General features: G+C 73.2%; 22 protein-coding genes. 7 read left to right on the top strand and 15 right to left on the bottom strand.

Translation table 11 applies throughout. The features are described from left to right. Positions 1 to 81: 81 nt before the first annotated feature. The 4 genes from QHG49_RS02215 to QHG49_RS02230 all read right to left on the bottom strand — a co-directional run bounded on the left by QHG49_RS02215 (position 82) and on the right by QHG49_RS02230 (position 4,417). Positions 82 to 819, bottom strand: coding sequence for a hypothetical protein (locus QHG49_RS02215; RefSeq protein ID WP_301487069.1), 738 nt, complete (start codon positions 817 to 819; stop codon positions 82 to 84). A gap of 176 nt (positions 820 to 995) precedes the next feature. Further along, a complete protein-coding gene (locus tag QHG49_RS02220) occupies positions 996 to 1,730 on the bottom strand; it encodes an acetate uptake transporter (protein ID WP_301487070.1) in 735 nt (244 codons plus the stop codon). Positions 1,731 to 3,414: 1,684 nt separating this feature from the next. Further along, positions 3,415 to 3,726, bottom strand: a complete 312-nt coding sequence (locus QHG49_RS02225) for a hypothetical protein (RefSeq protein WP_244320210.1) — start codon at positions 3,724 to 3,726, stop codon at positions 3,415 to 3,417. 103 nt (positions 3,727 to 3,829) lie between these two features. Further along, complete coding sequence (locus tag QHG49_RS02230; RefSeq protein ID WP_301487071.1) at positions 3,830 to 4,417, bottom strand: TetR family transcriptional regulator; 588 nt, start codon at positions 4,415 to 4,417, stop codon at positions 3,830 to 3,832. 86 nt (positions 4,418 to 4,503) lie between these two features. On the opposite strand from QHG49_RS02230, the gene QHG49_RS02235 reads away from it, so the two are divergent. Continuing rightward, positions 4,504 to 5,433: an SDR family oxidoreductase gene (locus tag QHG49_RS02235; protein WP_301487072.1), complete on the top strand. Its 930-nt coding sequence runs from the start codon at positions 4,504 to 4,506 to the stop codon at positions 5,431 to 5,433. Between the two features lie 138 nt (positions 5,434 to 5,571). On the opposite strand, the gene rox is transcribed toward QHG49_RS02235, so the two are convergent. Then, positions 5,572 to 7,005, bottom strand: coding sequence for a rifampin monooxygenase (gene rox, locus QHG49_RS02240; RefSeq protein ID WP_159698198.1), 1,434 nt, complete (start codon positions 7,003 to 7,005; stop codon positions 5,572 to 5,574). A 327-nt stretch (positions 7,006 to 7,332) separates the two neighbouring features. Here rox and QHG49_RS02245 point away from each other — a divergent pair, with 327 nt between their 5' ends. After that, entirely contained in the window at positions 7,333 to 8,139 is an 807-nt protein-coding gene (locus tag QHG49_RS02245) for an SGNH/GDSL hydrolase family protein (protein ID WP_301487073.1), read from the top strand. A 61-nt stretch (positions 8,140 to 8,200) separates the two neighbouring features. On the opposite strand, the gene QHG49_RS02250 is transcribed toward QHG49_RS02245, so the two are convergent. The 9 genes from QHG49_RS02250 to QHG49_RS02290 all read right to left on the bottom strand — a co-directional run bounded on the left by QHG49_RS02250 (position 8,201) and on the right by QHG49_RS02290 (position 16,459). Continuing rightward, complete coding sequence (locus tag QHG49_RS02250) at positions 8,201 to 8,449, bottom strand: hypothetical protein (protein WP_145486756.1); 249 nt, start codon at positions 8,447 to 8,449, stop codon at positions 8,201 to 8,203. Continuing rightward, complete coding sequence (locus tag QHG49_RS02255; protein WP_301487074.1) at positions 8,436 to 8,693, bottom strand: DUF6400 family protein; 258 nt, start codon at positions 8,691 to 8,693, stop codon at positions 8,436 to 8,438. Before QHG49_RS02255 ends, QHG49_RS02250 begins: the two co-directional genes overlap by 14 nt. 154 nt (positions 8,694 to 8,847) lie before the next feature. Then, positions 8,848 to 9,012, bottom strand: a complete 165-nt coding sequence (gene rpmG, locus QHG49_RS02260) for a 50S ribosomal protein L33 (protein WP_085563397.1) — start codon at positions 9,010 to 9,012, stop codon at positions 8,848 to 8,850. A gap of 142 nt (positions 9,013 to 9,154) precedes the next feature. Then, a complete protein-coding gene (locus QHG49_RS02265) occupies positions 9,155 to 10,111 on the bottom strand; it encodes a hypothetical protein (RefSeq protein ID WP_301487075.1) in 957 nt (318 codons plus the stop codon). A 142-nt stretch (positions 10,112 to 10,253) separates the two neighbouring features. Further along, positions 10,254 to 11,540: an FAD-dependent oxidoreductase gene (locus QHG49_RS02270; protein ID WP_159707831.1), complete on the bottom strand. Its 1,287-nt coding sequence runs from the start codon at positions 11,538 to 11,540 to the stop codon at positions 10,254 to 10,256. A gap of 93 nt (positions 11,541 to 11,633) precedes the next feature. Next, positions 11,634 to 12,773: an XdhC family protein gene (locus tag QHG49_RS02275; RefSeq protein WP_301487076.1), complete on the bottom strand. Its 1,140-nt coding sequence runs from the start codon at positions 12,771 to 12,773 to the stop codon at positions 11,634 to 11,636. Then, complete coding sequence (locus tag QHG49_RS02280) at positions 12,766 to 14,901, bottom strand: xanthine dehydrogenase family protein molybdopterin-binding subunit (protein ID WP_301487077.1); 2,136 nt, start codon at positions 14,899 to 14,901, stop codon at positions 12,766 to 12,768. The genes QHG49_RS02275 and QHG49_RS02280 overlap by 8 nt, the downstream gene beginning before the upstream one ends. Continuing rightward, complete coding sequence (locus QHG49_RS02285) at positions 14,898 to 15,890, bottom strand: xanthine dehydrogenase family protein subunit M (RefSeq protein WP_301487078.1); 993 nt, start codon at positions 15,888 to 15,890, stop codon at positions 14,898 to 14,900. The genes QHG49_RS02280 and QHG49_RS02285 overlap by 4 nt, the downstream gene beginning before the upstream one ends. Next, positions 15,887 to 16,459 carry a (2Fe-2S)-binding protein gene (locus QHG49_RS02290; RefSeq protein ID WP_301487079.1) on the bottom strand — a complete coding sequence of 191 codons (573 nt, stop codon included), beginning with the start codon at positions 16,457 to 16,459 and terminating at the stop codon, positions 15,887 to 15,889. Before QHG49_RS02290 ends, QHG49_RS02285 begins: the two co-directional genes overlap by 4 nt. A gap of 309 nt (positions 16,460 to 16,768) precedes the next feature. Here QHG49_RS02290 and QHG49_RS02295 point away from each other — a divergent pair, with 309 nt between their 5' ends. From QHG49_RS02295 to QHG49_RS02305, 3 genes are all read left to right on the top strand, one after another. After that, the gene (locus QHG49_RS02295) at positions 16,769 to 17,338 is read left to right on the top strand and encodes a TetR/AcrR family transcriptional regulator (protein ID WP_222128853.1); all 570 of its coding nucleotides are present in this window, start codon (positions 16,769 to 16,771) and stop codon (positions 17,336 to 17,338) included. 127 nt (positions 17,339 to 17,465) lie between these two features. Beyond that, the gene (locus tag QHG49_RS02300) at positions 17,466 to 17,621 is read left to right on the top strand and encodes a DUF6131 family protein (RefSeq protein ID WP_145486746.1); all 156 of its coding nucleotides are present in this window, start codon (positions 17,466 to 17,468) and stop codon (positions 17,619 to 17,621) included. Between the two features lie 223 nt (positions 17,622 to 17,844). Further along, a complete protein-coding gene (locus tag QHG49_RS02305; protein ID WP_370530559.1) occupies positions 17,845 to 18,948 on the top strand; it encodes a PP2C family protein-serine/threonine phosphatase in 1,104 nt (367 codons plus the stop codon). 16 nt (positions 18,949 to 18,964) lie between these two features. Here the strand turns inward: QHG49_RS02305 and QHG49_RS02310 are convergent, their stop codons facing one another. Further along, the gene (locus tag QHG49_RS02310) at positions 18,965 to 21,478 is read right to left on the bottom strand and encodes a SpoIIE family protein phosphatase (RefSeq protein WP_301487081.1); all 2,514 of its coding nucleotides are present in this window, start codon (positions 21,476 to 21,478) and stop codon (positions 18,965 to 18,967) included. A 179-nt stretch (positions 21,479 to 21,657) separates the two neighbouring features. On the opposite strand from QHG49_RS02310, the gene QHG49_RS02315 reads away from it, so the two are divergent. Further along, positions 21,658 to 23,310, top strand: a complete 1,653-nt coding sequence (locus tag QHG49_RS02315) for a penicillin-binding transpeptidase domain-containing protein (RefSeq protein ID WP_145486743.1) — start codon at positions 21,658 to 21,660, stop codon at positions 23,308 to 23,310. A gap of 254 nt (positions 23,311 to 23,564) precedes the next feature. Further along, positions 23,565 to 24,566: an NAD(P)-dependent oxidoreductase gene (locus QHG49_RS02320; RefSeq protein ID WP_301487082.1), complete on the top strand. Its 1,002-nt coding sequence runs from the start codon at positions 23,565 to 23,567 to the stop codon at positions 24,564 to 24,566.

A 24,566-nucleotide genomic window follows, 5' to 3' on the forward strand; every position in this document is an offset into this window, starting at 1 on the left:
CACGCCCGGCCGGCCTCCGTCCCGGAGCCCGCCGAGGCCGGTCGCCCTGTCCGCCCACCCGCCGCCTGAGGACTCCGTCCGCTACCTGAGGACGTTGACGGCGCGGGCCACCACGAGGCCGACGGTCACCAGGGACACCGACGACTGGAGCATCATCAGCATCTTGGCCCACCTGGACAGGGGCATCACATCGGTCGGGCTGAAGGCGGTGGCGTTGGTGAACGAGAGGTACAGGTAGTCGAGGAACTCCGGCTCCCAGTCCGGGGGCGCCATGTCGGGGCTCTGCATCTGGACGAACAGGAAGTCGGCGTACTGCTGCTGCCCGCGCACCCGCGCCATCGGGCCGCCGCGGTCCGACTCCCAGTACCAGAGCGCGAAGACGATGACATTGGTGAACCAGATGACCGCGCCGGCCCGCAGCAGCGGCACCGCGTCCTGCCCTCCGATGCCGTGCACCAGGTCCCATACGAGCTGGGCCGCCGACCAGCCGTTGGCCAGGCTGATGACACCGATCAGGAGCAGCCCCAGCCATCGCCACCACACCGTGCTGGGCTCCACCCGCCGGGGGTTGCCCGCCACCAGGGCGGCCAGCAGGACCAGTTCCAGCACCGGCAGGGCCCAGACCGGACGCAGCAGCACGAGCCGGTGCGGCAGGACCAGTTGCAGGGCGACCGCCGCCAGCATGACGGTGGTCACGGCCCATCGCGTCTCACCCCGGGTCGCCCGCCGCCACGCCGGCTCCAGTTCGCGCTCCCCGCTCTGGAGGAGCCGTTCGATCCTGGCCAGGCGTCCGTCGGCGTCGTCCATGTCCTCGCTCATGCCGCACATTGTCGCGGGCGCGGGGGTGCGCGGGTGCGTCGGCACGGGGGTGGGCGCCGGTGGCGCCGGGACGGCAGGGCCGGGGGCTGGGACGACGCCATGACCGGTACGACGGTCACGCCGATGAGCGGTACGACGGTCACGCCGATGAGCGGTACGGCCTCACGCCTCCCCCGTCAGACGGATCGCTCGTCGTGACGCACCCGTTCGCCCGGCTCGGTCCGGCCCGGAAGCGAGCCGAGCGGCACCACGGTGCGCCCGTGCGCCGCGTTGATGACACCGGCCGCCGACGCGTACCAGGCGGCGAGCCCCGTGAGGATGCCGAACCAGCCGCCCACCTCGGTCATGGCGTGCCCGGCGCCGCCCTGGAACGACCCGATGGCCAGGAACAGGAAGGTCAGCGTCAGCAGGACGAACACCGCGAGCACCGGAAGGCTGACCCGCAGGGCGCCGATGGTCATGTAGGCGGTGAAGATCGCCCAGCCGAGCAGGAACAGGCCCAGCGCGTTGTGGGCGTCACCGGCGAGCGCCACGCGCGGCGCGATCCACCAGTAGGACAGCCAGAAGGCGGCGAAGGAGACGAACGCCGTCGCACCGAAGGTGTTGCCCCGGCGGAACTCCATGAGTCCCGCGGCGAACTGGGCGAGGCCGCCGTAGAACAGGGCGAGGCCCAGGACCGGCAGGATACCGGCGGTCTCCTTCAGGAGATTGGTGTTGATGATCGACAGCAGCAGAGTCGTGAGGGCGAAGCCGGCCAGGCCCAGAGGGGCGGGATCGGCCCAGGCCGCCGCGCGCGGGGCCGCCTCGGGCGCGGCCGCCTCGGGCGCGGCCGCCTCGGGCGCGGCCGCCCTGGGCGGGACCGCCCCGGGCGGCGGCTGCTCCGGGTACGGGCTCCTCGTGTCCTCGTTCATAACCGGCATCCCTTCGACCAATGGTCAGCAGGGCCGGAGGCCCTTGCTCGCCGAGCCCGCAAACATGCTGGTCAGTGCCCCCGAGGCGGGCTGTGACACTCGCGTGCCACGTAGATACACCTGTACAGAATGTACCCATTTACCCGACTTCATAGCATTTGCGGCTCGCATGGCTTCGCCGCTGATGCCGCCCCACCTCGCCGGCCGGGCGGGGCCGGAGCGGGTCCGGATCAGGGGGTCCGCCGACGCGACCGTCACTACGCGGCTCGGCGGGGCCGCGTGGTGCCGTGGTGCGTTCTTCCGCCGCGTCGGCCCCGGGCCTAGGGTGAGCCGTCATGTACCCGTGCTCCGAAGGGAACTGATGGTGCGTAGGATCCCGGGCTTACGTCACCTCGCCGTCTGCGCGACCGCTCTGCTGCTGTCGGGCGGCCCGGCCGCGGCGGCTTCGGCTTCACCACCTCCGCCTCCGTCGCCGAATGCGACGGGTTCGTTGGGTTCGACGGACTCGTTCGGTTCGACGGGTTCGACGGGTTCGACGAGTGGGGCGAGGGATACGACGGCCGGGCCGAATCCGGTCGCCGCGCGGCTCGACGCCTATTGGACGGCGGCTCGTATGACGGCCGCCCTGCCCGCCGGCGCGGCGAAGGGCTCCGGGGCGGCGAGCCCGGCCCTCTCCCCCGCGGTGGACGGTCCCCGGCCGGGCGAGTACATTCCGCCCAGCCACAGTTTCGACGGCGTCCCGCAGGCCGGCACCTTCTTCTGGACCGACGCCCAGGGCACCGGGCGTACCTGCAGCGGCTCGGTCGTCCGCAGCCCCGGGCGCGACCTGGTCCTGAGCGCGGGCCACTGCCTGAAGGGCTACTCGGGCACCGCCCCGCAGCGCCGGCTGGCCTTCGTCCCCCAGTACCACGACGGGGTCAAGCCCTACGGGGTCTTCCCCGTCGGGGCCAACGGTGTCTATGTGCCGCAGCAGTACTACGACCTGGGCGAACACGCGGGCGCCGCCTACGATTTCGGCTTCGCGGTGACGGAGCCCAACCAGGACGGGACGTCCTTGCAGGACGCGGTCGGCGGGGTACGGCTGCTCACCGGGACGGGGTACCGCCACGCACCGGTGCGGATGATCGGTTACCCGGCGGGCGCGGACAAGCCGCTGGAGTGCTGGAGCCGGACCACGCGGTGGGCCAGCGACGATCCGGCCGACCCGGGGACGTTCCCGCGCATCGCCTGCGACGCCTTCGTCGGCGGCACGAGCGGTGGCCCCATGCTCGTGCCGTGGGTCGACGGGTGGGCGGTCATCGGCGTGATCGGCGGGTACCACACGGGCGGCAACACCGCGCAGGTCTCGTACAGCGCGTACTTCGGCTCCGCGACCCGCGCACTGTACGACGCCGCCGTGACCGGGGCTCCGCCCGCGGGGGCGGGCCCCGGCCAGTCCAGGGTCGGACATCGGGCATCCCCTACGGATACCCCGGGCGAAAAGACCCGGGTTCGTATGACCGGCGACCTCGGCACGATCCCTCCAACCACGGCGATCCGTATGACCGAGGCATATGTGGCCTCGTGCTTCGACACTGGTTGCGCGGCCGCGACGGACGGCTGCCGGGGAGACCGTCACCGATGTACCCGGCCGTGGAGTTCGTGGACTGAGGGCGCCGACCGGGGCGAGGGCGGCGGGCCCGCGTCAGCCCTGGCCGAGAGCGGCGGGCGCGTACCGGGCCAGCTGGTCCTTCACCCACGGGTCGAACACGGCCAGACGGCGCTTGGCGGCGGGGTCGAACTGCGCCAGCTGCCCCTCGATCCAGGGGTCGAGCCGGTGCCCGGCGCGGTGGGCGGAGCCGCTGGGGCCGCCGGTCTGGCTCGCGGTGGTGCGGGCGGGGAGGTGTGCGGTGTGCTGCGGGGCCGCCGTCGCGGTCCCGGCGGTGGCGAGCAGGGCGCCACCGAGCAGCGCCGCCGAGGCTCCGACCGTACCCGCGTGCCGTGCCAGCTTGATCATGTTCTTCTCCTTCCTGTACGGCCGGTGACGAGCCCCGGGCACCATGTAACGGATTGCCCGACTTTGCCGCTCGACCGGCCGGTGGGGGCGCCTACCCCACCAGTCACACCTCACTCATCGAAGTGTTCCCGCCCATGACGACGGCCCTGAGCTCGTCGAGCGATTCCCGCGCGAGCCGGGCCAGCGGACGCGTCTCGTCGGCGGTGATCCAGCGCTCGAAGGCCACCTTGAAGACGGCGACGCCGGTCTCGGCGGTGAGGCCGGCCACGGAAAGCGGGACACCTCGGCCACGGAGCGTGTCGGTGAGGGCGGTGGCCAGGGAGGCGAGTTTGATCAGTTCGCGTTCCCGCAGTTCCGCGGTCGCCGAGATCACGGCCTGGCGCTTGCGCGCGAAGTCGCGCCGCTCCTCGAACACCGCGCACATCGCGTCCAGGCCCGCCGCCACCGCCTCGATCGGCGCGGCGGACGGCGGGGCGTCGGCGACCGCCTTCGCCAGCAGCTGCTCGAGTTCGACGGCGCCGGAGAAGAGCACCTCGCGCTTGTCGGCGTAGTGCCGGAAGAACGTGCGCTCGGTGAGTCCCGCGCTCCTGGCGATCTCCGCCACGGTGGTCTGCTCGAACCCGCGCTCGCCGTACAGGTCCAACGCCGCCTTCGCCAGGCGCTCGCGCGTGTTCGGCTCCCATCTGCCCATGGCCCGCATCCTACGCGATGACAGCGGCTGACATCAGTGCTAGCGTCGATGTCAGTAACTGACATCAAACTGTCTGGGGATCTCTCATGCGTGTTTTCGTGACCGGGGCGTCGGGCTGGATCGGTTCGGCCGTCGTTCCTGAGCTCATCGGGGCGGGTCACCAGGTCGTCGGCCTGGCCCGTTCCGACGCCTCCGCGCAGGCGCTGACCGCGGCCGGCGCCGAGGTCGTCCGGGGCAGCCTGGACGACCTGGATGTCCTGCGCGCCGCGGCCGCCGGCTCGGACGGGGTGATCCACCTCGCCTTCAAGCACGACGTGGCCTTCTCCGGCGGCTTCCAGAGCGCCGCGGAGGCCGACCGCAGGGCCGTCGACGTGCTCACCGAGGCGCTCGCGGGCAGCGACCGCCCGTTCGTGCTCGCCTCCGGGCTGGCCGGGCTGAAGCCGGGGCGGGTGGCGACGGAGCAGGACATGCCGGTGGTCGAGGGCGACTCGCCGATCCTGATCCGTGCCGTCACCGCGCAGGCCGTCCTCGCGTGCGCGGAGCGCGGGGTGCGGTCGTCCGTGGTGCGGCTCTCCCCCACCTGCCACGGCGACGGGGACAACGGCTTCATGGCCTCGCTGATCGGCACCGCACGGGAGAAGGGCGTCTCCGGCTACCCCGGTGAGGGCGCCAACCGCTGGCCGGCCGTCCACCGGCTGGACGCGGCGCGGCTGTTCCGGCTCGCGGTCGAGAAGGCCCCGGCCGGCACGGTGCTGCACGGAGCCGCCGAAGAGGGTGTGCCGCTCCGTGAGATCGCCGAGGTGATCGGCCGCCGGCTGAAGCTGCCGACGGCGTCGGTGGGTGCCGAGGACCTGGCCGGGCACTTCGGCTGGTTGAGCGGCTTCGTCGGCCTCGACGCCCCCGCTTCGAGCGCCGCCACCCGCGCGTTGCTCGACTGGGAGCCGACCGGACCGGCCCTCCTCGCCGACCTGGAGGAGGGCCACTACTTCCGGGCCGCCGAGGACAGCGCCGTCTGACACCGAGGGGCGGGCCCCGGGGCGCGCGTCCACGCGTGCGCGCCCCGGGCGGCTCGTCTCGCGAAGCACCTTCGCCGGGACGGGAATCGGGGACCGAGACCGGTCCCGTACCCGGCGCGCGTGCCGGGCCGGTCGCTCCTAGCGGGGCGACCCGGGTGCGCCGAACCACCTCGGCAGTCGTTCGGCGAGACCGGACGGGTCCTCGCCGGCCCAGGCCACATGGCCGTCGGGCCGCAGGAGCACGGCGGGGACGTCCAGTCGGTCGCTGCCGTCGACGACATGGTCGATCCGGTCGGCCCAGCCGGACACCGAGAGGCGGCCGGTACGGTCGAGCAGCAGGCCGCGGCCCTCACGCAGCAGCTCGTAGAGGCGTCCCTGCTTCAGGGGCATGTCCGGGAGGCGGCGGCCGAGGAGTTCGTGGCCGTCGCCGAGGTCGTAGCGGATGCCGGTCGCGATGATCTTCTCGGTCAGACGGCGGTTCACCTCCTCGAAGTCCATGAGTTCCGAGAGCAGCCGGCGTACCGCCTGGGCCCCCGGTTCGAGGGAGACCAGTTCCATCTGGGCCCGGGTGTTGTCGAGCACGTCGGCGGCGACGGGGTGGCGTTCGCGCTCGTAGGTGTCGAGCAGCCCCTGGGGCGCCCAGCCGGCAATCTCGGCGGCCAGTTTCCAGCCGAGGTTGAACGCGTCCTGGACGCCGAGGTTGAGCCCCTGGCCACCCATCGGCGGGTGGACATGGGCCGCGTCGCCGGCCAGCAGGACGCGGCCGACCCGGTAGCGCTCGGCCTGCCGGGTGCCGTCGCCGAAGCGGGAGAGCCAGCGCGGCGCGTGGATGCCGAAGTCGGTCCCGGCGACGGCCCGCAGCTGCCGTCGTACCTCGTCCAGGGTCGGCGGGGCCGTACGGTCCTCGGCCACGCCGTCGGCCGGTACGACGACGCGGTACACCCCGTCGCCGAGGGGCCCGGCGCCGAACCGCAGCTGGGTCTTGCGGATCTCGGTCACCACGGCGTCCACCTCCTCGGGCGAGGCGGTCAGCCGTGCCTCGCCGAGCAGGGTGTCGACGCGGGAGGGCTCCCCGGGGAAGGCGACGCCGAGCAGCTTGCGCACCGTACTGCGGCCGCCGTCGCAGCCGACGAGGTAGCGCGAGCGCAGCCGTGTGCCGTCGGCCAGTGCGACGCTCACCCCGTCCTCGTCCTGGCTCAGCCCGGCCACCTCGCCGCCCCGGCGGATCTCGGCGCCCAGCTCCGTGGCGCGCTCGGCCAGCAGGCGGTCGGTGACGGGCTGCGGGATGCCGAGGACGTACCCGTGCGCGGTGTCCAGGCCCGCCGGCGACGGCTTGCGGATGCCCGCGAAGAAGCCGCCGAGCGGGTACTGCTTGCCCTGGGCCAGGAAACGTTCCAGCAGGCCGCGCTGGTCCAGTACCTCGATGCTGCGCGCGTGCAGCCCGAGCGCCCGGACGATCCGGGTGGGCTCCGCCTCCTTCTCCAGCACGACGGTGCGGACGCCGTGCAGCCGTAGCTCGGCGGCCAGCATCAGACCGGTCGGTCCGCCACCCGCGATGATCACGTCGATCATGAAACCCCTCACCCACATAAGGCGTCCCACCTGCGGTTCGCCGTCCGGAGCGGAGATTGTGCGCCAGGGGAGGGGCCTTGCCGCAAGGCCCCCCACCCGCTATAACTTGAGAGTGGCAAGGAGTACGCACTCCTTGCCTTTTTCATTTCCGTTCGTCCGTGCGGGTGACGTCCTTTCGGGTGAACGCCGGGCGGGCGGCGGTCCCGCGACACCGTGCTCGGCGCCTTCCGCCCCGAGCCCCGGCCCCGGGCGCATCGACGGAGCGGATTGTCAACGTCGCGGACGGTGACGGAGCGGGGGCGTCATGGGTGCGCGATAAACGGGGGCATGAGACCGTTCCGCATCCAGTCCTGGGCCGCCGCCGTGTCCCTCGCGGGCGCCTGCACCCTCGCCGGTCCCGCCAGCGCCCCGGCGGCACCGAACCGCGCGGCCCTGGACTACGTGGCTCTCGGGGACTCCTACTCGGCCGGTGTCGGTGCCGGCGACTACCTCCCCGAGGGCGCGAGCTGTCTACGCAGCAGCCGGGCGTACCCCGCGCTGTGGGCGTCGGTGCACGCCTCGTCCTTCGCCTTCGCCGCCTGCAACGGCGCCAAGACCGGGGACGTGCTGAACAAGCAGCTCGGGGCGCTGAGCGGCCGTACCGACCTGGTCAGCGTCACCGTCGGCGGCAGTGACGCGAGCTGGGCCAAGGTGATGGGGATCTGCGCGCTGCCCGGCACCAAGGCGTGCCTCAACGCCGTCGACAGCGCGCGCACCTACGTCGACGAGACGCTGCCCGCGAACCTCGACCGGCTCTACTCGGCGATCAGGGGCAAGGCGCCGGGCGCCCGCGTCGTGGTGCTCGGCTATCCGCACTTCTACCAGCTCCACGGCACCTGCTCGCGGGGCCTGGAGGACACGGAACGGGCGGCGCTCAACGCGGCCATCGACCACCTCGACGGGGTGATCGCCCGGCATGCCACCGGTCACGGGTTCGCGTTCGCGGACGCCCGGAGCGCGTTCGACGGGCACGAGATCTGTTCCGCGGGGCCGTGGCTGCGCAGCGTCGAGGTGCTGGACCTCACCGAGTCGTACCACCCGAACGCCTCCGGGCAGTCCCTCGGCTACCTGCCCCTGTTCACGCGCGCGGCCTGAGACCGATCGCGCCCCGACGCAGACGACACAGACCGAACATGCGGCACAGACGGCACGGACGTCAGCGGTCGTCCGACGCCCTGTTCCGGCGGCCGCCGCTCGCACCGAAGCCCGTCTCGTGGTCCCAGACGTGGGTGCAGGTCGGGCACTGGAGGTGGAGCATGCTGCCGGTGTTCGAGAGCAGATAGCGCCAGTGCCGTGTGCACCTGCGGCGTTCCCCGCAGGTGGCGCAGCCCTGGTGGTCCGAGCAGTTCGGACAGGTCACCCAGGCGCGCCGGCCGATGTCCGCCTGCGGATCAAGCGGTAGCACGGCCGTCTCCGCGCCGGGGCAGGACACCGGCGGCGACCAGCTCGTCGTAGATGCGCTGCTGCTCCTCGTCGAGGTCGGAGTAGAGCAGGTCCTGGGCCGCGTCCTCCTCCCGCAGCGCCTTGACGGGGTCCCACGTGGGGCCGACGGCGTCCATGACATGGGCGCGCCGGAGCATCTCGTGGGCGGTGAGGTCGACGGAGAACTCGACCGGCTGGGCGGACGGGGTGGGGTCATAAGCGGACATACATACGAACTTAGGTAGCCCTTCCACGCCACGACAAGGGTGGGTGGGAGACATCACAGCAGGCCGGTGCGGCCCCGGACGGCGAGCGGCCCGGTGCCGCCATTCGCGGAACCGGACCGGTCGATCATCGGGTTTCCCGGGGCGACCCCGGGGCTCAGCGCTCCTCGCGGAACGCGACGTGCTCGCCGGCGACCGGGTCGTACTTGCGCAGCACGAGGCGGTCGGGGTCGTTGAGGCGGTTCTTCCGCGTCACATAGGTGACGCCGGTCCCGGCCGTCGACTTCAGCCTGACGACGGGACGCGCGGTGCTGCGTGCCATGGGATACCTTTCCGCCCGGTCCTCGCCCCCACCCTGGTCGGGCTCTGTTCCGGGCATGCCAATCAGGTCACGTCAACGGGGCCCCCGCCCCGGATATTCCGGCACCGGCGAGCCCTCGCCGACAGGGCCCCGCGCCCCGTCGTCACAGGCCGACGGTGGCCCTGCGCTGCGCCTGGTCGTACTCGGCGAGGGCCTCGCCGCCGAGGCTCCAGGGCCAGGAGGTGACGATGCCGCCCAGGGCCTCGAAGACGGGCGCGGCGTCGCGGCGGCGGTCGGCGGCCATCAGGGCGTAGGCGAGCAGATTGAGATCGGCGAGCGCCTTCGCGTGGCGCAGGAATCCCGGCTGGGGCCAGGTGTGGGCCACGCGGTCGAGGGCCTGGGCGGCCATCGCGTGGGACCAGTGGTTGCGGGCCACCAGCGCCTCGAATCCGCCGCGGCCGAGGACGGAGTGGTACTGGAGGACCTGGGCGGTGAGCTCGACGCCCGCGCAGGGGGCGTTCGCCGGCATGCGGGCGCACAGGGTGTCCACGAACTCCAGGACCTGGATGCGCGAGCCGCCCTCCTCGGGGCTGAGGTAGCCGAGCATGCCGAGGTAGGCCTCGCGGTTCCAGCGGTCGCGGGCGAGCACCTCGTTCCAGACGCCGAACGCCTGGGGCTGCTGCCAGCGCTGGAGGCGGGCCACCGCCAGCAGGGCGACCCAGGGGGTGGGGTCGTCGGGGGCGATCTCGGCGGCCCGCAGACAGAGGTCGGTGGCCTTGGAGGCGTCCTCCGGGCGGCCCTGGGCGCGGGCGTCGGCGACCATGGTCCAGGCGTGCAGCACGAGCGCGTCGGCGCTGCGCGGCTCGCGCGCGGCCCAGGACCGCGGCAGGTGCGACGCCGTCAGGAAGTCCGCCAGCACGTCGATGCGGTGGGTACGGCGGTCCCAGTCGCCCGGGTCCTGATCGAGCAGGCGGGTGATCTGCGCCGCGCACAGGTCGGTCGTCGCGATCGTCCCCGTCCGGGTGGTCGCCCGCAGGGACTTGAGAAGTCTGCCCAGCTCCTGGTCGTCCAGCTCGGGAGCCAGACGCGTTCTGCTGCGGCGACTTGAAAGAAAAGCCATGGGGGGAGGCTAGGGGCGTTCGTCCCTTGCGCAAGGTCTGCGCCAAGATCGTTATGGATTACCCCGCTTACCCGAGGTTACCTGTCCATTCACTGGGATTTTCCTGTACGGACGACACCCCGTCAGTAGCTTTTCCCGGTCGCTACGACGCCTCGCCCGGACCCCCTTCGCCGACCCGGGCGGGCTTGCGGACCGCCGCCGCGGGTGGCCGCTCGCGCCGGGCGCCGTAGGCGATGAAGTAGGCGGGCAGCCTGCGCAACCGCCGGGAGCCGGCGAGCAGATGGGCGACGCGCCGGGCCCGGTCCGCGTTGCCGAGCGGCGGCCGGCCCTCCAGCACGGGGCGGATGAGGCGGGCGTGGGCCAGCCGCTGGAGGGTCTGGGTGGCGACCGTCGTGGGCCGGCGGCGCCGCTGCACCCCACGCAGCTCGCGCTCGCTCACGGCACCCCGGCGCAGCGGTCCGGCGAGACGGCGGGCGGTGGCCACGGCGTCCTGGACCGCGAGGTTGATGCCGATGCCGAAGACCGGGGACATGGCGTGGGCCGCGTCGCCGATGCACAGCAGTCCGGGGCGGTACCAGCGGCGCAGTCGGTCCAGGCGTACGTCGAGGAGCTTGACCTCGTCCCAGGAGCGCAGGGTGTCGGCGCGGTCGGCGAGCCAGGGCACGGCGGCGGTGAACTGGGCCCGGAATGTGCCGAGTCCGGCGGCGCGGCGGCTGCCGTCGGTGCCCTTGGGGATGAGCGCTGCGCACTGCCAGTACTCGCCGCGGTCGATCATCGCGGTGAGGAAGCGGTCGCCCGCGCCGCCGACCAGCCCGCTCGGATCGTCCACGCGGCGCGGCAGCCGGAACCACCAGGCGTCCATCGGGCAGTCGAAGGAGCGCGGTCCCAGCTCCCGCCGGGCGCGGGCGAGCGAGCCGCGGCCGTCGCAGGCGACGGTGAGCAGGGCGCGCAGTTCCCCGGTGCGGCCGTCGGCGGTGCGGTAGCGCACCCCGGTCACCCGTCCCCCCTCCGTCAGGAAGCCGGTGGCCTCCGTGTTCATCCGCAGCCGGAAGGAGGGTTCGCGGCGGGCCTCGTCGGCGAGCAGGTCGAGGAGATCCCATTGGGGCACCATTGCCACGTAGTTGTAGGGGCCGCGCAGCACCGAGAGGTCGGCGACGGTGACCTGGGGGCGGCCGGGGTCGACCGGCAGCCGTACGGTGCGCACCCGGCGCTGCGGCAGCCGGGCGAACCGCTCGGCCAGGCCCAGTTCGTCCAGCAGCGCCAGGGTGGAGGGGTGGACGGTGTCGCCGCGGAAGTCGCGCAGGAAGTCGGCGTGCTTCTCCAGCACCGTCACCTCCACGCCGGAGCGGGCCAGCAGCAGGGCGAGCACCATGCCCGCGGGGCCGCCGCCCACCACACAGCAGGTGGTCCGCTCCCCGGGGTCGTCCATGTCCACCGTCTCCATCGCGTTCCCGCCCTTCGTCGGAGCAGTAATTCATCGAACGGTGAATAGCCTGGTCCTTCCCTACCCACCGTCGTCGTCTCATACGCCCGCCGCCACGGCGGATGGCCGGTTCCGGTGGATCGGCGCCCGGCCGCCGGTCAGCGGCGCGCCGGTGCCGCCCCGCCGGGCGGCGACGATCTCCGCCGTGATGGACAGGGCGGTCTCCTCGGGCGTACGGGCGCCCAGGTCGAGGCCGATCGGCGAGCGCAGCCGGGCCAGTTGGCGCTCGCTCACGCCCTCCGCGCGCAGCCGCCGCGCCCGGTCCTCGTGGGTGCGCCGGGAGCCCATCGCGCCGACGAACGCGAGCGGCATGCCGAGGGCCACCTTGAGCAGCGGTACGTCGAACTTCGCGTCGTGGGTGAGCACGCACAGCACGGTCCGCGCGTCGGTCGCGGTGCGCCGCAGATAGCGGTGCGGCCAGTCGACCACCACCTCGTCGGCGTCGGGGAAGCGGGCCGCGGTGGCGAAGACGGGGCGGGCGTCGCAGACGGTCACATGGTGGCCGAGGAACTTGCCGGCCCGCGCCAGCGCCGAGGCGAAGTCCACCGCACCGAAGATGATCATGCGCGGGGGCGGCACGTCGGACTCGACCAGCAGGGTGAGGCCGCCGGGGCAGTGCGAGCCGTCGGCGGAGATCTCCACCGTGCCGGTGCGGCCCGCCTCCAGCAGGGCGCCCGCCTCGGCCGCAGCCCGCCGGTCGAGGTCCGCGTGGCCGCCGAGCGTGCCCTCGTGGGCGCCGTCGGGCCGCACCAGCAGGGTCCGGCCCAGCAGGTCGTCGGGGCCACGGGCGATCCGGGCGAGGGCCACCGGCTCGCCCTCGGCGACGAGTGCGAGGGCCGCGGCGAGGACCGGCCGGACGGGCGCCCGCGCGCTTACCGGCGTGACCAGGACGTCGATCACCCCGCCGCAGGTCAGCCCGACCGCGAAGGCGTCCTTGTCGCTGTACCCGAACCGCTCGACGACGCTCCGGCCGCTCTCCAGCGCCTCCTGGCACAGCGCGTAGACCGCGCCCTCGACGCAGCCGCCGGAGACCGAGCCGATCACGGTCCCCGCGCGGTCGACGGCGAGGGCGGCGCCGGGATCGCGCGGGGCGCTGCCGCCGACGGACACCACGGTGGCGACCGCGAACTCCCGCCCCTCGCCCAGCCATCGGGTCAGCTCGGCGGCCAGGTCAAGCATCCGGCGCCCCCGCCGTCAGGACGCGCCGCGGAGTGATCGGCAGATCGCGGTGGCGGACGCCGGTGGCGTGCCGGACGGCGTTGGCGACGGCGGCCGCGGCGCCCACGATGCCGATCTCGCCGATGCCCTTGATGCCGACCGGGTCGTCCGGGTCCGGGTCCTCGATCCAGTCGGCCTCGATGCGCGGGACGTCCGCGTGGGTCGCGACGTGATACCCGGCGAGGTCGGCGCCCACGAGACCGCCCGAGGCATGGTCGCGCAGCGCCTCCTCGTGCAGGGCCATGGAGATGCCCCAGGTCATGCCGCCGAGGAACTGGTTGCGCGCGGTGAGCGGATTGATGATCCGGCCCGCCGCGAAGATCCCGAGCATCCGGCGCACCCGCACCTCGCCGGTGGTGACGTCCACGGCCACCTCGGCGAACTGGGCGCCGAAGGAGTGCCGTTCGGCGGCGGCGAGCGCGCCGATGGCCGCGGTGGTGTCGGAGCGGACGGTGATGCCCTCGGCCGGGATGTCGGCGCCGAGGGCGAGCCGCTCGCGCAGTTCCTCGGCCGCGAGCTTGACCGCCCAGGACCAGGAGCGGGTGCCCATGGAGCCGCCGGCGATCATCGCCGGTCCGAAGGCGCTGTCGCCGATGCGGACCCGGACCCGCTCGGGTGCCACGCCCAGCGCGTCCGCGGCGACCAGGGTGAGGGCCGTACGGGCGCCGGTGCCGATGTCGGCGGCGGCGATCCGGACGGTGAAGGCACCGTCCGGGTGGGCGGTGGCGGTCGCGGTGGAGGGTGCCGCGCCCGCCTGGAAGGAGGCCGCGGCGGTGCCGGTGCCCAGCAGCCAGCGGCCGTCGCGGCGCGCGCCGGGGCGCGGGTCGCGGCCGGCCCAGCCGAACCGGCGGGCGCCCTCCCGGAAGCATTCGGCCAGCCGCCGGCCCGCGAACGGCAGGCCCGAGACCGGCCCGCGCCGGGCGTCGTTGCGCAGCCGCAGTTCGATCGGGTCGAGCCCGCAGGCGACGGCGAGTTCGTCCAGCGCGGACTCCAGCGCGAAGGAACCCGGCGCCTCGCCCGGGGCACGCATGAAGGTCGGGCTCGGCACATCGAGCCGTACCACGCGGTTCTCGGTGCGGTGGGCGTCGGCGTCGTACATCACCCGCGCCACCCCGGCGCTCGGCTCCACGAACTCGTAGACGGTGGAGGTGTGGCTGAGGGCGCGGTGTTCCAGGGCCCGCAGCCGCCCCTCGGCGTCGGCGCCGAGCCTGATCCGCTGCACGGTGGGGCTGCGGTGGCCGGCCAGGGTGAACATCTGACGGCGGGTCATGACCACGCGGACGGGGCGCTTGAGCACGCTCGCGGCCATCGCGGCGGCCACCTGGTGGGCGCGCACGCCCTTGCTGCCGAAGCCGCCGCCGACGTGTTCGGAGCGCACCCGTACGGCGGCCGGGTCGAGCGAGAAGAGGCTGGCCAGGTCGCCCCCGACCCAGGTGGCGCCCTGGTTGGAGTCGACCACTTCGAGGCGGCCGTCGTCCCACCGGGCGGTGGCCGCGTGCGGCTCCATCGGGTTGTGGTGCTCTTCGGGGGTGGTGTACTCGGCGTCCAACGTCACGGCGGAGGCGGCGAGTTCGGCCTCGATGTCGCCCTTCTCCGTCAGCGCCGGCATGACTCCGTCCAGCGGGTAGGCGTCGGGGCTTTGCGCGGTGAAGTCGGTTGTGGACGGCTCCGGTTCGTAGTGCACCACCAGCGACTCGGCTGCCTCCCGGGCCTGTTCGGAGGTCTCGGCCACGACGAGCGCCACCGGCCAGCCCAGGTGCGGCACCCGGTCGTGCTGGAACACCGCGCAGGTCGGGTCGGGCCGCATGCCCAGCAGACCGGCGAAGTCGGTGTTCAGGCGCAGCGCGTTGCGGTGGTCGAGGACCGCGAGGACGCCGGGCATGGCGAGCACCGCGTCGGTGTCGAGGGCACTGACGCGGCCGCGGGCGACCGTGGAGAGGGCCAGCCAGCCGTGGGCGAGGTCGGCGAACGGGATCTCGCCCGCGTACCGGGCGGCGCCGGTGACCTTCTCGACGCCCTCGACGCGGGTGCGGGCGGTGCCGACGGACGGTGCGCGGGTGGCCGTCCCGGTGGCGGTGACGGTGGTCATCGGGCGGCCTCCTCGGCGAGTTCGGTGAGGACGGATACGACGAGGTTGCGCATCAGGGTCACCTTGTATCCGTTGTGCGGCAGCGGCCGGGCGGCGGCCAGTTCGGCCTCGGCCGCGGCGGCGTAGGTCTCGGGTACGGCCGGCGCCCCGGTCAGTACCGCTTCGGCGGCCCGGGCCCGCCAGGGCCGGGAGGCGACCGCGCCGAGGGCCAGCCTCGCCTCGCGCACGACGCCGTCCCCGATGTCGAGCGCGGCCGCGAGGGAGCCGATGGCGAACGCGTACGAGGCGCGCTCGCGCACCTTGCGGTAGCGGGAGCGGGCGGCGACGGGCGCGGGCGGCAGGACGACGCCGGTGATCAGCGCGCCGGGCGGCAGGGCGGTCTCCAGGTGCGGGGTGTCGCCGACCGGCAGATAGAACTCGGTGAGCGGCAACTCGCCCGGTCCGTCGGCGGTTTCGTACTGGACGACGGCGTCGAAGGCGGTGAGCGGGACGGCCATGTCCGAGGGGTGTACGGCCACGCAGTGCTCGGAGGCGCCGAGGATCGCGTGGTTGTGGTGCTCGCCCTCGACGGCGGGGCAACCGCTGCCCGGGATCCGCTTGTTGCAGGGCCGGGTGACATCGGTGAAGTAGCCGCAGCGGGTGCGCTGGAGCAGGTTCCCGCCGACCGTGGCCATGTTGCGCAGCTGCCCGGAGGCACCGGCCAGCACGGCCTGGGCCAGCGCCGGGTAGCGGCGGCGCACCTCGGGGTGGGCGGCGAGGTCGGCGTTGGTGACGGTGGCGCCGATGCGCAGACCGCCGTCGCGCGTCGACTCGACCCGGTCGAGCGGGAGTTCACGGATGTCGACCAGCCGGGTGGGGCGTTCGACGCCGGTCTTCATCAGGTCCACGAGATTGGTGCCGCCGCCGAGGTAGCGGGTGTCCGGGTCGGCGCCGAGCAGGGCGACGGCGCCCGCGACGTCGGTGGCCCGCCGGTAGTCGAACTCCCTCATGCCACGGCCTCCTCGGACTCGGTCGCGGCAGCCGTGCGCTCGCCGTCCGCCGCCGCCCTGGCCACGGCCTCGACGATGGCGACGTAGGCACCGCACCGGCACAGGTTGCCGCTCATGCGCTCCCGGATCTCCTCGGCGCTCAGCGGGGGCGGTCCGGCCTCGGGCCGGATGTCGTCGGTGACGGCGCTCGGCAGGCCCTCCGCGTGTTCCCGGAGCATCCCGATCGCCGAACAGATCTGGCCCGGGGTGCAGTAACCGCACTGGTAGCCGTCGAGTTCGAGGAACGCCCGCTGCACGGGATGCAGCCGGTCCCCCTCGGCGACGCCCTCGATCGTGGTGATCTCCCGCCCCTCGGCCGCCACGGCCAGTTGCAGACAGGAGACCGTCCTGCGTCCGTCCGACAGGACGGTGCAGGCCCCGCATTGCCCTTGATCACAGCCTTTCTTGGTGCCGGTCAGGGTGAGGTGTTCACGCAGCGCGTCGAGCAGGGTGGTGCGGTGGTCGACGGGCAGTGTGAACTTCTCGCCGTTGATGTGCAGGGTGATGACACTGGACGTCGAGGAGGCCATGGCAGCTTCTTTCGCATTTCCAGAAAACACATGAGGTGCGGAGCCGTTGTATGCCGAGCCGTTGATATGCGGAGCGGTGACTTTTGGTATGTGGAGCGGTGACATGCGGAGCCGGTGCGGAGCGCCGTGCGGGGCGATGCGGATCGCCGTGGTGGGGGGCGGCGGCCCGATGGCTGCCGCGGTGGCGGTTCCGCGGCTATCGTGGAGTCAACCGGACAGCTGTCCGTTACTTCGGAAACGTAACGGACACTTGTCCGCTCAGCAAGGGCGAGGTTCGGCCACGCCCCTCGGGGAGGACGAGTGCCGCACATGCAGGACTCACCACGGCGCTCGGACGCGCAGCGCAACCGGGAGCGCATCCTGGAGGTGGCGCTGGCCGAGCTGTCGCGCTGCCCGGACGTCCCGCTGAGCGCCATCGCCCGCAAGGCGGGGGTCGGCCAGGGGACCTTCTACCGCAACTTCCCGGGCCGCGAGTCCCTGGTCCTGGAGATCTACCGCCACGAGATGGGCCATGTCGCCGACAGCGCGGCGCAGTTGCTGGACACCCTGCCGCCCGCGCAGGCCCTGCGCGCCTGGATGGACCGGCTCTCCGAGTTCGCCATGACCAAGGCCGGTCTTGCCGACGCGATCCGGCAGGTCACCGGCGCGCCGGGCGGCCCGGCCAAGCCCGCGCACACCCCGGTGACCGACGCGGCGGCGCTGCTGCTGCGGGCCGGCGAGGAGGCCGGCACCATCCGGCCCGGCGTCACCGCGGACGACTTCATGCTCGCCATCGCCGGCCTGTGGCAGCTCGACCCGCGCGAGGACTGGCGGCCGCGCGCCACCCGGCTCCTCGACCTGGTGATGGACGGCCTGCGCCGGGGCGCGCCCGGAGGCTGAGCCGCGGCGGGTCCCGCGCGAACGGCACCCCCGAAGAAACCCGGACAGATTTTCGCATCCCGGATGATGACTCGGCCTACTTCGGGGCACACGGTACCCAGGAACGTTCGTCGACAGGAGGCGGGCCATGATCGCCCTCGGCATCATCTTGCTCATCGTCGGATTCCTCACCGGGATATCCATTCTGTGGACCATCGGAATCATCCTTCTGGTGGTCGGCGCGGTGCTGTGGATCCTCGGATCGGTGGGACACGCGGTCGGAGGCCGCCGGCACTACTGGTGAACCGTTCCCCCGGCCGGGCTCCCCGGTCCCCCGGTAGGGCCCGTTGGCCCCCGGGTACCGGAACATGCCGCTGAGTGGAGCAATGACCGGTGCGGCGTGGACCCGCACACCAGGCTGGATCCTTGTCCAGCCCGTGTGACAGGAGTCCCGTGTGCGAAGTCCACGTCGCCTGCCGGAGGTCGGTGCCGCCACGCGCACCGGAGCACCGGCGCCTCCGAGGTGGATGCGCTGGCTCCCGGTGTTCTACGTCGCGGCCGTACTGATCCTCGAACCGATCACGCCCGTCGACTGGCCCGTGAGCTTTCTGCTGGTCGCCCTTCCGCTGGTGACCGCGTTCGCGCACGGGCCCCGTACGGTCGCGGGGGCCACGGTCTTCGCCGTCGTCATGGAGGGGATCCTGGCCGGCACGCCGTGCTGCGCCGGCCGACCGGTCGGCTATCTGTGGGACCGCCACTACGTCGCCGACTACGTCTGCACGGCCCTGGTGGGCGCGCTCGGCACGATCCTCGCCGCGCACCGCATCCGCCGTGAACGCACCCTGGCCGACGTGCGGTTCGTGGCCGACATCGCGCAGCGCGTGCTGCTGCGCCCGCTTCCGCAGCGGATCGGCAATCTGCTCCTGGAGAGCCTGTATCTGTCCGCCGCCGCGGAGGCGCGCATCGGCGGCGACCTCTACGAGGCGGTGCCCACCGCGTTCGGTGTACGGCTGCTCATCGGCGATGTGCGCGGCAAGGGGCTGCTCGCGGTGGAGACGGCCGCGGCGCTGCTCGGCGCGTTCCGCGAGGCCGCGCACGACGAGCCCGATCTCGCCGCCCTGGCCCTGCGCATGGAGCGCAGCATGACGCGCCGGGCCGAGCACCTCGGCGGCAGCGAGATCGGCGAGCGGTTCGTGACCGCGATCTTCGCCGAGATCCCGGCCGACGGGCGGACCGTCCGGGTCGTCAACTGCGGCCATCCGCCGCCGCTGCTGATCCGCGCCGACGAGGTGCTGGAGCTGGACAGCGGCTGCTCGGGCCCCCCGCTGAACCTCGGCGTACTGCTGCCGGACCCGCACCACGTCGACAGCTACCCCTTCGAACCCGGCGAGCAGTTGCTGCTGTACACGGACGGCGTGACCGAGACCCGGGACCCGTCCGGCACCTTCTACCCCCTGGCGCGGCGCCTGCGCTCCTTCGGCCCGCTGCCCCCGCACGAGCTGCTGGAGCGGCTGCACCACGATCTGCTGGAGTACAGCGGCGACAGCCTCCAGGACGACACGGCGGCCCTCGCGGCGTGTCTGCTCGCCGACGACGGGATCCGCGCCGTGGACAAGCCGCACACGCCCTAGCCGAGCCATCCGTCCCCTACAAGATCCCCCGGTCGTCGGGGTACCGGTACTCGGCCTTGAGCTGCTGCTCGGCGGGAATGCTCTGCTCGGCCCAGATGATCTTTCCCTCGCCGGTGTAGCGGGCGCCCCAGCGCAACGACATCTGGGCGACAAGGAACAGCCCGCGGCCGCCCTCGTCGGTGCTGCGGGCGTGCCTGAGGCGGGGCGCGGTGCTGCTGGCGTCGGCGACCTCGCAGGTCAGCCGGGAGTCCCGGAGGAGCCGTACCCGGATGGGCGGGGCGGCGTAGCGGATCGCGTTGGTGACCAGCTCGCTCACCAGCAGTTCCGTCGTCATGGCCAGCTCCCCGAGGCCCCATTCGGTGACCTGGCGGGCGGCCAGGGTGCGGATCTCGCCGACGGCGGCCGGGTCGTCGGGGACGTCCCAGGAGACGGCGTGGTCGGCGCCCAGGGCGTGGGTGCGGGTCAGCAGCAGCGCGATGTCGTCGGGCTGCGGCCCGGGAACGAGGTCGCGCACGACGGCGGCGCACAGCCTCTCCAGGTCCGGCTCGGGGCGGGCGAGGGCCTCGGCGAGCCGGGACATACCGCACTCGACGTCGTCGTCGGCCTGGATGAGGCCATTGGTGAACAGGCCGAACAGGCTGTGCTCGGCCAGCTCGATCTCGGTGGCCTCGAAGGCCATGCCACCCAGGCCCAGCGGCGGCCCTGCGGGGATCTCCGGGAAGTAGGCGGGCCCGTCCGGGGGGACGACGACGGGCGGCGGGTGGCCGGCGCGGGCCATGGTGCAGCGCCGGGTGACGGGGTCGTACACGGCGTAGAGGCAGGTCGCGCCGGTGAGGGCGGCGGCGCCCCGGACGTCGGCGCCGGAGACGGTCTCCTCGCCGCCCAGCCGCAGGACGAGATCGTCCAGGTGGGCGAGGAGTTCGTCGGGGGGCAGCTCCATGTCGGCGAGCGTCTGTACGGCGGTGCGCAGCCGGCCCATGCTCGCGGCGGCGCTGATGCCGTGTCCCACCACATCGCCGACGACGAGCCCGACCCGCGCCCCGGACAGCGGGATCACATCGAACCAGTCGCCGCCGACGCCGCCGGCCGAGTCGGCCGGGAGGTAGGAGGAGGCCACGTCCAGCGCGGTGCCGCCGGTCAGGGCCGGGGGCAGCAGGCTGCGCTGGAGGGTGAGGGCGGCCGTGTGCTCCCGGGTGTAGCGGCGGGCGTTGTCCAGGCAGACCGCCGCCCGTGCCACCAGTTCCCGGGCCAGCAGTACGTCGTCGGAGCCGAAGGGCGCCTGGTTGGTCGTACGGGCGAAGGTGGCGAGGCCGAGCGCGGTGTCGCGGGCCCGCAGGGGGACGCAGATCAGCGAGTGGATACCGAACTCGCGGATGCGGTCGGCGCGCCGCGGTTCGGCGTCGGTCCAGGGGCCCTCTTCCGCGTCGAGGACCGGGATGAACAGCGGGTCGCCCTTGATGAGCGTCTTCGCGTCGTGCGGCGGGCCGAGGAACCCGACCCGCTCGCCGACCCGGTGGACGGCCTCGGGGCAGCCCTCGCGCACCGAGCGCAGGGCGGCGCGGCGCAGCGTGGGCCGGGCGGGCGCGGACCCGGCGTCGTCGAGCAGTGCCTCGTGGGTCTCGCTGCCGAGCACGGGTTCGAGCAGGTCCACGATCACGAGGTCGGCGAAGCGCGGGACGGCGAAGTCGGCCAGTTCCTCGGCCGTGCGCAGCACGTCGAGGGTGGTGCCGATGCTGGTGCCGGCCTCGTTGACCATCGACAGGATGCGGCGGGCGGCCCAGCGCTCGGTGACGTCCAGGACCATGTAGCAGATGCCGGTGACGGCGTCGTCGGCGTCCACCAGGGGGAAGAAGGACGCCGAGTAGGCGTGCCTGAGGTGCGGGTCGGCCCAGCTCCAGCCGTCGTACTCGTAGTCGGTGACGGGCACGCCGGTGGCGAGCACCTTGCGCATCAGCTTCTCCAGGGCCTCGCCCTGTAGTCCCGGCAGCACTTCGCTCAGGCGCCGGCCGAGCCGCTCCTCCTGGGGTACCCCGCCGAGCTGCTCCAGGGTGCCGTTCAACCATACGTAGCGCAGGTCGCGGTCCAGGACGGCCATGCCGACCGGTGAGCGGGTGAGGAATCCGTCGAGGACGGACTGGGCCATCGTCCACCGCCCGCGCTCCTCGTGCGCCGACAGCAGGAAGCAGTCCCGTCCGTCCATGCGGAAGGCGGCCGAGACCCGCAGCAGGAGGTCGATCGGGTGGCCGTCGCGGTGGCGGACGCGGACCGTGCCGTTCCAGCCGTTCCCGGCGCGGCAGCGTTCGGCGATGCCACCGACCCGGGCGGGGGCCTCGGGCGCGGCGAGCAGCCGCCCGGCGGGGGTGCCGACCATCTCCGGCGCGGTGTGGCCGAGCAGGGCCTCGGCGCCGCGGGTCCAGCCCACCACCGCACCGTCCTGCGAGATCACCGCGGCCGCGTCCGTGGACGCGTCGAAGAGGTCCGCCGACCCCACGGACGTCGCTGCGGTGTCGCTCTTGCGCGCTGGTTCCATCAGTCTCACTTTTACACCAGTATCGACCGGTTTAATCGTCCGATAGCTGGGGAGGGCCGCCCCGCCGGGTTGGGCGATCCCCCTCGTGCCGGATTTTTGAGCGGTCCGTATCGACATTTCGGTAACGATCCCGCCGTAGTCGTCTCGTCACTTCATGGAACGTACATACGATCCGGCGCATGAACAGAGCTGTGAAGATCGGCATTGCCGGTACGTCCACCGCCCTGCTCGTTCTGGGGGGAATAGGCACCTACAACCTCCTGCACGGGCTGACCGGCGGTACGGCCGGGGACCGGGCGCAGGACACGGGCTTCGACCCGTCGGCGACGTCGACCACGCCGCCCTCCGGAACCGAGGCGGTGAAGTCGGCCCGCGCGTTCCTGGACCACTGGGCCGGGCAGAACGTCGGCGGGGCGGCCGCCGAGACCGACGAGCCGGACGCGGCCGCCCTGGCGCTGCGGCAGTACAAGGACGGCCTGCACCTGGAGAAGGTGACGTTCGACAACGTTCTCCCGGCCGGTCCGTCGACCGTGACGCCGTGGGCGACGAAGGTCACCTTCACCGTCACCGCGCAGGTGGCGGGCGGCAGTTGGAGCTATCCGAGCGCGGTGGCCGTGCGCAAGAGCGACAACGGCGCCACGGCGGTGCACTGGAACAACTCGGTGCTGTACCCGGGCCTCGGGGACGGCCAGTCGCTGACCGCGGGCACGCTGCCCGCGGGTTCGATCGACGCGAAGGTGGTGGCGAGCGACGGCAGGACGGACCTGTCCGGGTTCGACTCGCTGCGGGACATCGCGGCGACGATCCGGCAGAACGGCGATGCCACCGGCGGCCGTCCGGGCACCGGAGTGGCCGTCGTGGACGCCGACGGGGCGGGCGTGAAGACGCTGAAGACGTTCAAGAAGGGCGGCGCGCCGGTCATCAGGACCACGATCGACGCGCGGCTCCAGTCGGCGGCGGAGCAGGCCGTGAAGGACCCGCACCTCGCGGGCAGGCCCGCCGGTTCGGTGGCCGTCGACTGGAGCAACGGGCACATCCTGGCGGTGGCGCACACGGGCGCGGACGGGGACATCGCCATCAACGGCATCAAGTCGCCCGGCTCCACGATGAAGATCATCACGTCGGCGGCCCTGTTCGACAAGGCGGGCCTGACCCCGGCGAGCCCGGCGCCGTGCACCGACTCCCTGACGGCCAACAGCCAGTCGTTCCACAACGACCCCGGTGTGAAGGCGAATCCGGGGTCCGACCTGGCGCAGGCCTTCGCCGTGTCGTGCAACACCTCCTTCATCAAGGACGGTTTCCACTACCTCGTGCACGACGGTGACGCCTCCGCGCTGCACGACGAGGCGGTGAACGTCTTCGGCATGGGCAGCTGGTCCATCGGCGGCGGGGTCGCCACCACCGACCCGAGCATCCCGGTGGACGCCGAGGGCGGCGACCAGGCGGCCCAGTTCATCGGTCAGGGCCGGGTCTCCGCCACCCCGCTGTTCATGGCGTCCGTGGCGGCGACGGTGCGGGCCGGCGGCTTCCGGCAGCCCATCATCGTGCCGGGGCAGCAGCAGACGAGCGCGCCGCGCCCCATCACGCCCCGCACCGCGGGCTACCTCCGGTCGATGATGCGCGCGACCGCCACCGGTGGCACCGCCGCACCGCGCCTGGCCGGCCTCGCCGGGGTCGGCGCCAAGACGGGCACCGCGGAGGAGGGCGACCACACCAACGGCTGGCTGACCGCGTACAACGCGCACATCGCGGTCGCGGCCCTGGTCGAGGGCGGCACCTCCGGCGTGGACTCCGCCGGTTATGTCGTACGACGCCTGCTGACCACCGGCTGACCGGCGGCCCCCGGCGCGGTGGACGTGAACCGCGCCGGGGGCCGTTCCGGTGCGCATGACTCCCGGAGAATCCGCCCAGGAACAACAGCACCGCCTGCACACAGCCTCACCTCAGCGGCTCGCGCGTCGACCTCGCCGGAGCGGTTCTGCGTGCCGGTGCTCCGCATCGGCTGGGCGCCCCTCATGTCTTACGGAGCCGTGACATGACCCGCGCGTTCCGGGAGCGCGGTGCGGGGCCCGTCTAGCGTGGCCGTATGCGTGTACTGGTCACCGGCGGCGCCGGGTTCATCGGTTCCCATGTCATCGAGGCACTGCGGGCGCACGGCCATGAGCCGGTGGTGTACGACGTCCGTACGGATCCCGGCGCGGACGTCCGGGACCCGGCGGCGGTGGCGCGGGCGCTGGCCGGGGTGGACGCCGTATGCCATCAGGCGGCGATGGTCGGACTCGGCAACGGCGTCGCGGACGCCCCGGAGTACGTCTCGCGCAACGACCTGGGCACGGCCGTGCTGCTCGCCGCGATGGCGGAGGCGGGCGTGCGGCGCCTGGTGGTCGCCGGGTCCATGGTCGTCTACGGCGAGGGCCGGTACACCTGCCCGCGCCACGGTGTCGTACGGCCGGGCCCGCGCGCCGTGGCCGACCTCGACGCCGGCCGGTTCGAGCCCCGGTGCCCGGAGTGCGGGGCGGAGCTGTCCCCCGGCCTGGTCGGGGAGGACGCCCCGGCCGATCCCCGTAACGTGTACGCGGCGACCAAGCTCGCCCAGGAACACCTGGCCGCCGCCTGGGCCCGGTCCACGGGCGGTACGGCGGTGTCCCTGCGCTACCACAATGTGTACGGCCCCCGGATGCCCCGCGACACCCCCTATGCCGGGGTCGCCTCCTTCTTCCGCTCCGCGCTCGCCCGTGGACAGGCGCCCCGGGTCTTCGAGGACGGCGGCCAGCGGCGGGACTTCGTGCATGTCCGGGACGTGGCCGCGGCGAACGTGGCCGCGCTGGAGGCGGAGTCCGCGCCGGGCGCGCTCACCGCGTACAACACCGGCAGCGGTGAGCCCCGTACCGTCGGCGAACTGGCGCGGGCGCTCGCCGAGGCGTGCGGCGGACCGGAGCCGGTGGTCACCGGGGAGTACCGGCTGGGGGACGTACGGCACATCACGGCGGACTCCGGGCGGCTGCGGGCCGCACTGGGGTGGCAGCCGCAGGTCGAATTCGCCGAGGGGATGCGGGAGTTCGCGCGGGCCGGTCTCCGGGTGGAATGA

The sequence above is a fragment of the Streptomyces sp. WP-1 genome, from assembly GCF_030450125.1.
GTDB lineage: Bacteria > Actinomycetota > Actinomycetes > Streptomycetales > Streptomycetaceae > Streptomyces > Streptomyces incarnatus.

Excerpts from the sequence above, each read along its gene's own strand:
- QHG49_RS02215 (WP_301487069.1), bottom strand. The coding sequence starts at position 819 with ATGAGCGAGGACATGGACGACGCCGACGGACGCCTGGCCAGGATCGAA.
- QHG49_RS02220 (WP_301487070.1), bottom strand. The coding sequence starts at position 1,730 with ATGAACGAGGACACGAGGAGCCCGTACCCGGAGCAGCCGCCGCCCGGG.
- QHG49_RS02225 (WP_244320210.1), bottom strand. The coding sequence starts at position 3,726 with ATGATCAAGCTGGCACGGCACGCGGGTACGGTCGGAGCCTCGGCGGCG.
- QHG49_RS02230 (WP_301487071.1), bottom strand. The coding sequence starts at position 4,417 with ATGGGCAGATGGGAGCCGAACACGCGCGAGCGCCTGGCGAAGGCGGCG.
- QHG49_RS02235 (WP_301487072.1), top strand. The coding sequence starts at position 4,504 with ATGCGTGTTTTCGTGACCGGGGCGTCGGGCTGGATCGGTTCGGCCGTC.
- rox (WP_159698198.1), bottom strand. The coding sequence starts at position 7,005 with ATGATCGACGTGATCATCGCGGGTGGCGGACCGACCGGTCTGATGCTG.
- QHG49_RS02245 (WP_301487073.1), top strand. The coding sequence starts at position 7,333 with ATGAGACCGTTCCGCATCCAGTCCTGGGCCGCCGCCGTGTCCCTCGCG.
- QHG49_RS02255 (WP_301487074.1), bottom strand. The coding sequence starts at position 8,693 with ATGTCCGCTTATGACCCCACCCCGTCCGCCCAGCCGGTCGAGTTCTCC.
- rpmG (WP_085563397.1), bottom strand. The coding sequence starts at position 9,012 with ATGGCACGCAGCACCGCGCGTCCCGTCGTCAGGCTGAAGTCGACGGCC.
- QHG49_RS02265 (WP_301487075.1), bottom strand. The coding sequence starts at position 10,111 with ATGGCTTTTCTTTCAAGTCGCCGCAGCAGAACGCGTCTGGCTCCCGAG.
- QHG49_RS02270 (WP_159707831.1), bottom strand. The coding sequence starts at position 11,540 with ATGGACGACCCCGGGGAGCGGACCACCTGCTGTGTGGTGGGCGGCGGC.
- QHG49_RS02275 (WP_301487076.1), bottom strand. The coding sequence starts at position 12,773 with ATGCTTGACCTGGCCGCCGAGCTGACCCGATGGCTGGGCGAGGGGCGG.
- QHG49_RS02280 (WP_301487077.1), bottom strand. The coding sequence starts at position 14,901 with ATGACCACCGTCACCGCCACCGGGACGGCCACCCGCGCACCGTCCGTC.
- QHG49_RS02285 (WP_301487078.1), bottom strand. The coding sequence starts at position 15,890 with ATGAGGGAGTTCGACTACCGGCGGGCCACCGACGTCGCGGGCGCCGTC.
- QHG49_RS02290 (WP_301487079.1), bottom strand. The coding sequence starts at position 16,459 with ATGGCCTCCTCGACGTCCAGTGTCATCACCCTGCACATCAACGGCGAG.
- QHG49_RS02295 (WP_222128853.1), top strand. The coding sequence starts at position 16,769 with ATGCAGGACTCACCACGGCGCTCGGACGCGCAGCGCAACCGGGAGCGC.
- QHG49_RS02300 (WP_145486746.1), top strand. The coding sequence starts at position 17,466 with ATGATCGCCCTCGGCATCATCTTGCTCATCGTCGGATTCCTCACCGGG.
- QHG49_RS02305 (WP_370530559.1), top strand. The coding sequence starts at position 17,845 with ATGCGCTGGCTCCCGGTGTTCTACGTCGCGGCCGTACTGATCCTCGAA.
- QHG49_RS02310 (WP_301487081.1), bottom strand. The coding sequence starts at position 21,478 with ATGGAACCAGCGCGCAAGAGCGACACCGCAGCGACGTCCGTGGGGTCG.
- QHG49_RS02315 (WP_145486743.1), top strand. The coding sequence starts at position 21,658 with ATGAACAGAGCTGTGAAGATCGGCATTGCCGGTACGTCCACCGCCCTG.
- QHG49_RS02320 (WP_301487082.1), top strand. The coding sequence starts at position 23,565 with ATGCGTGTACTGGTCACCGGCGGCGCCGGGTTCATCGGTTCCCATGTC.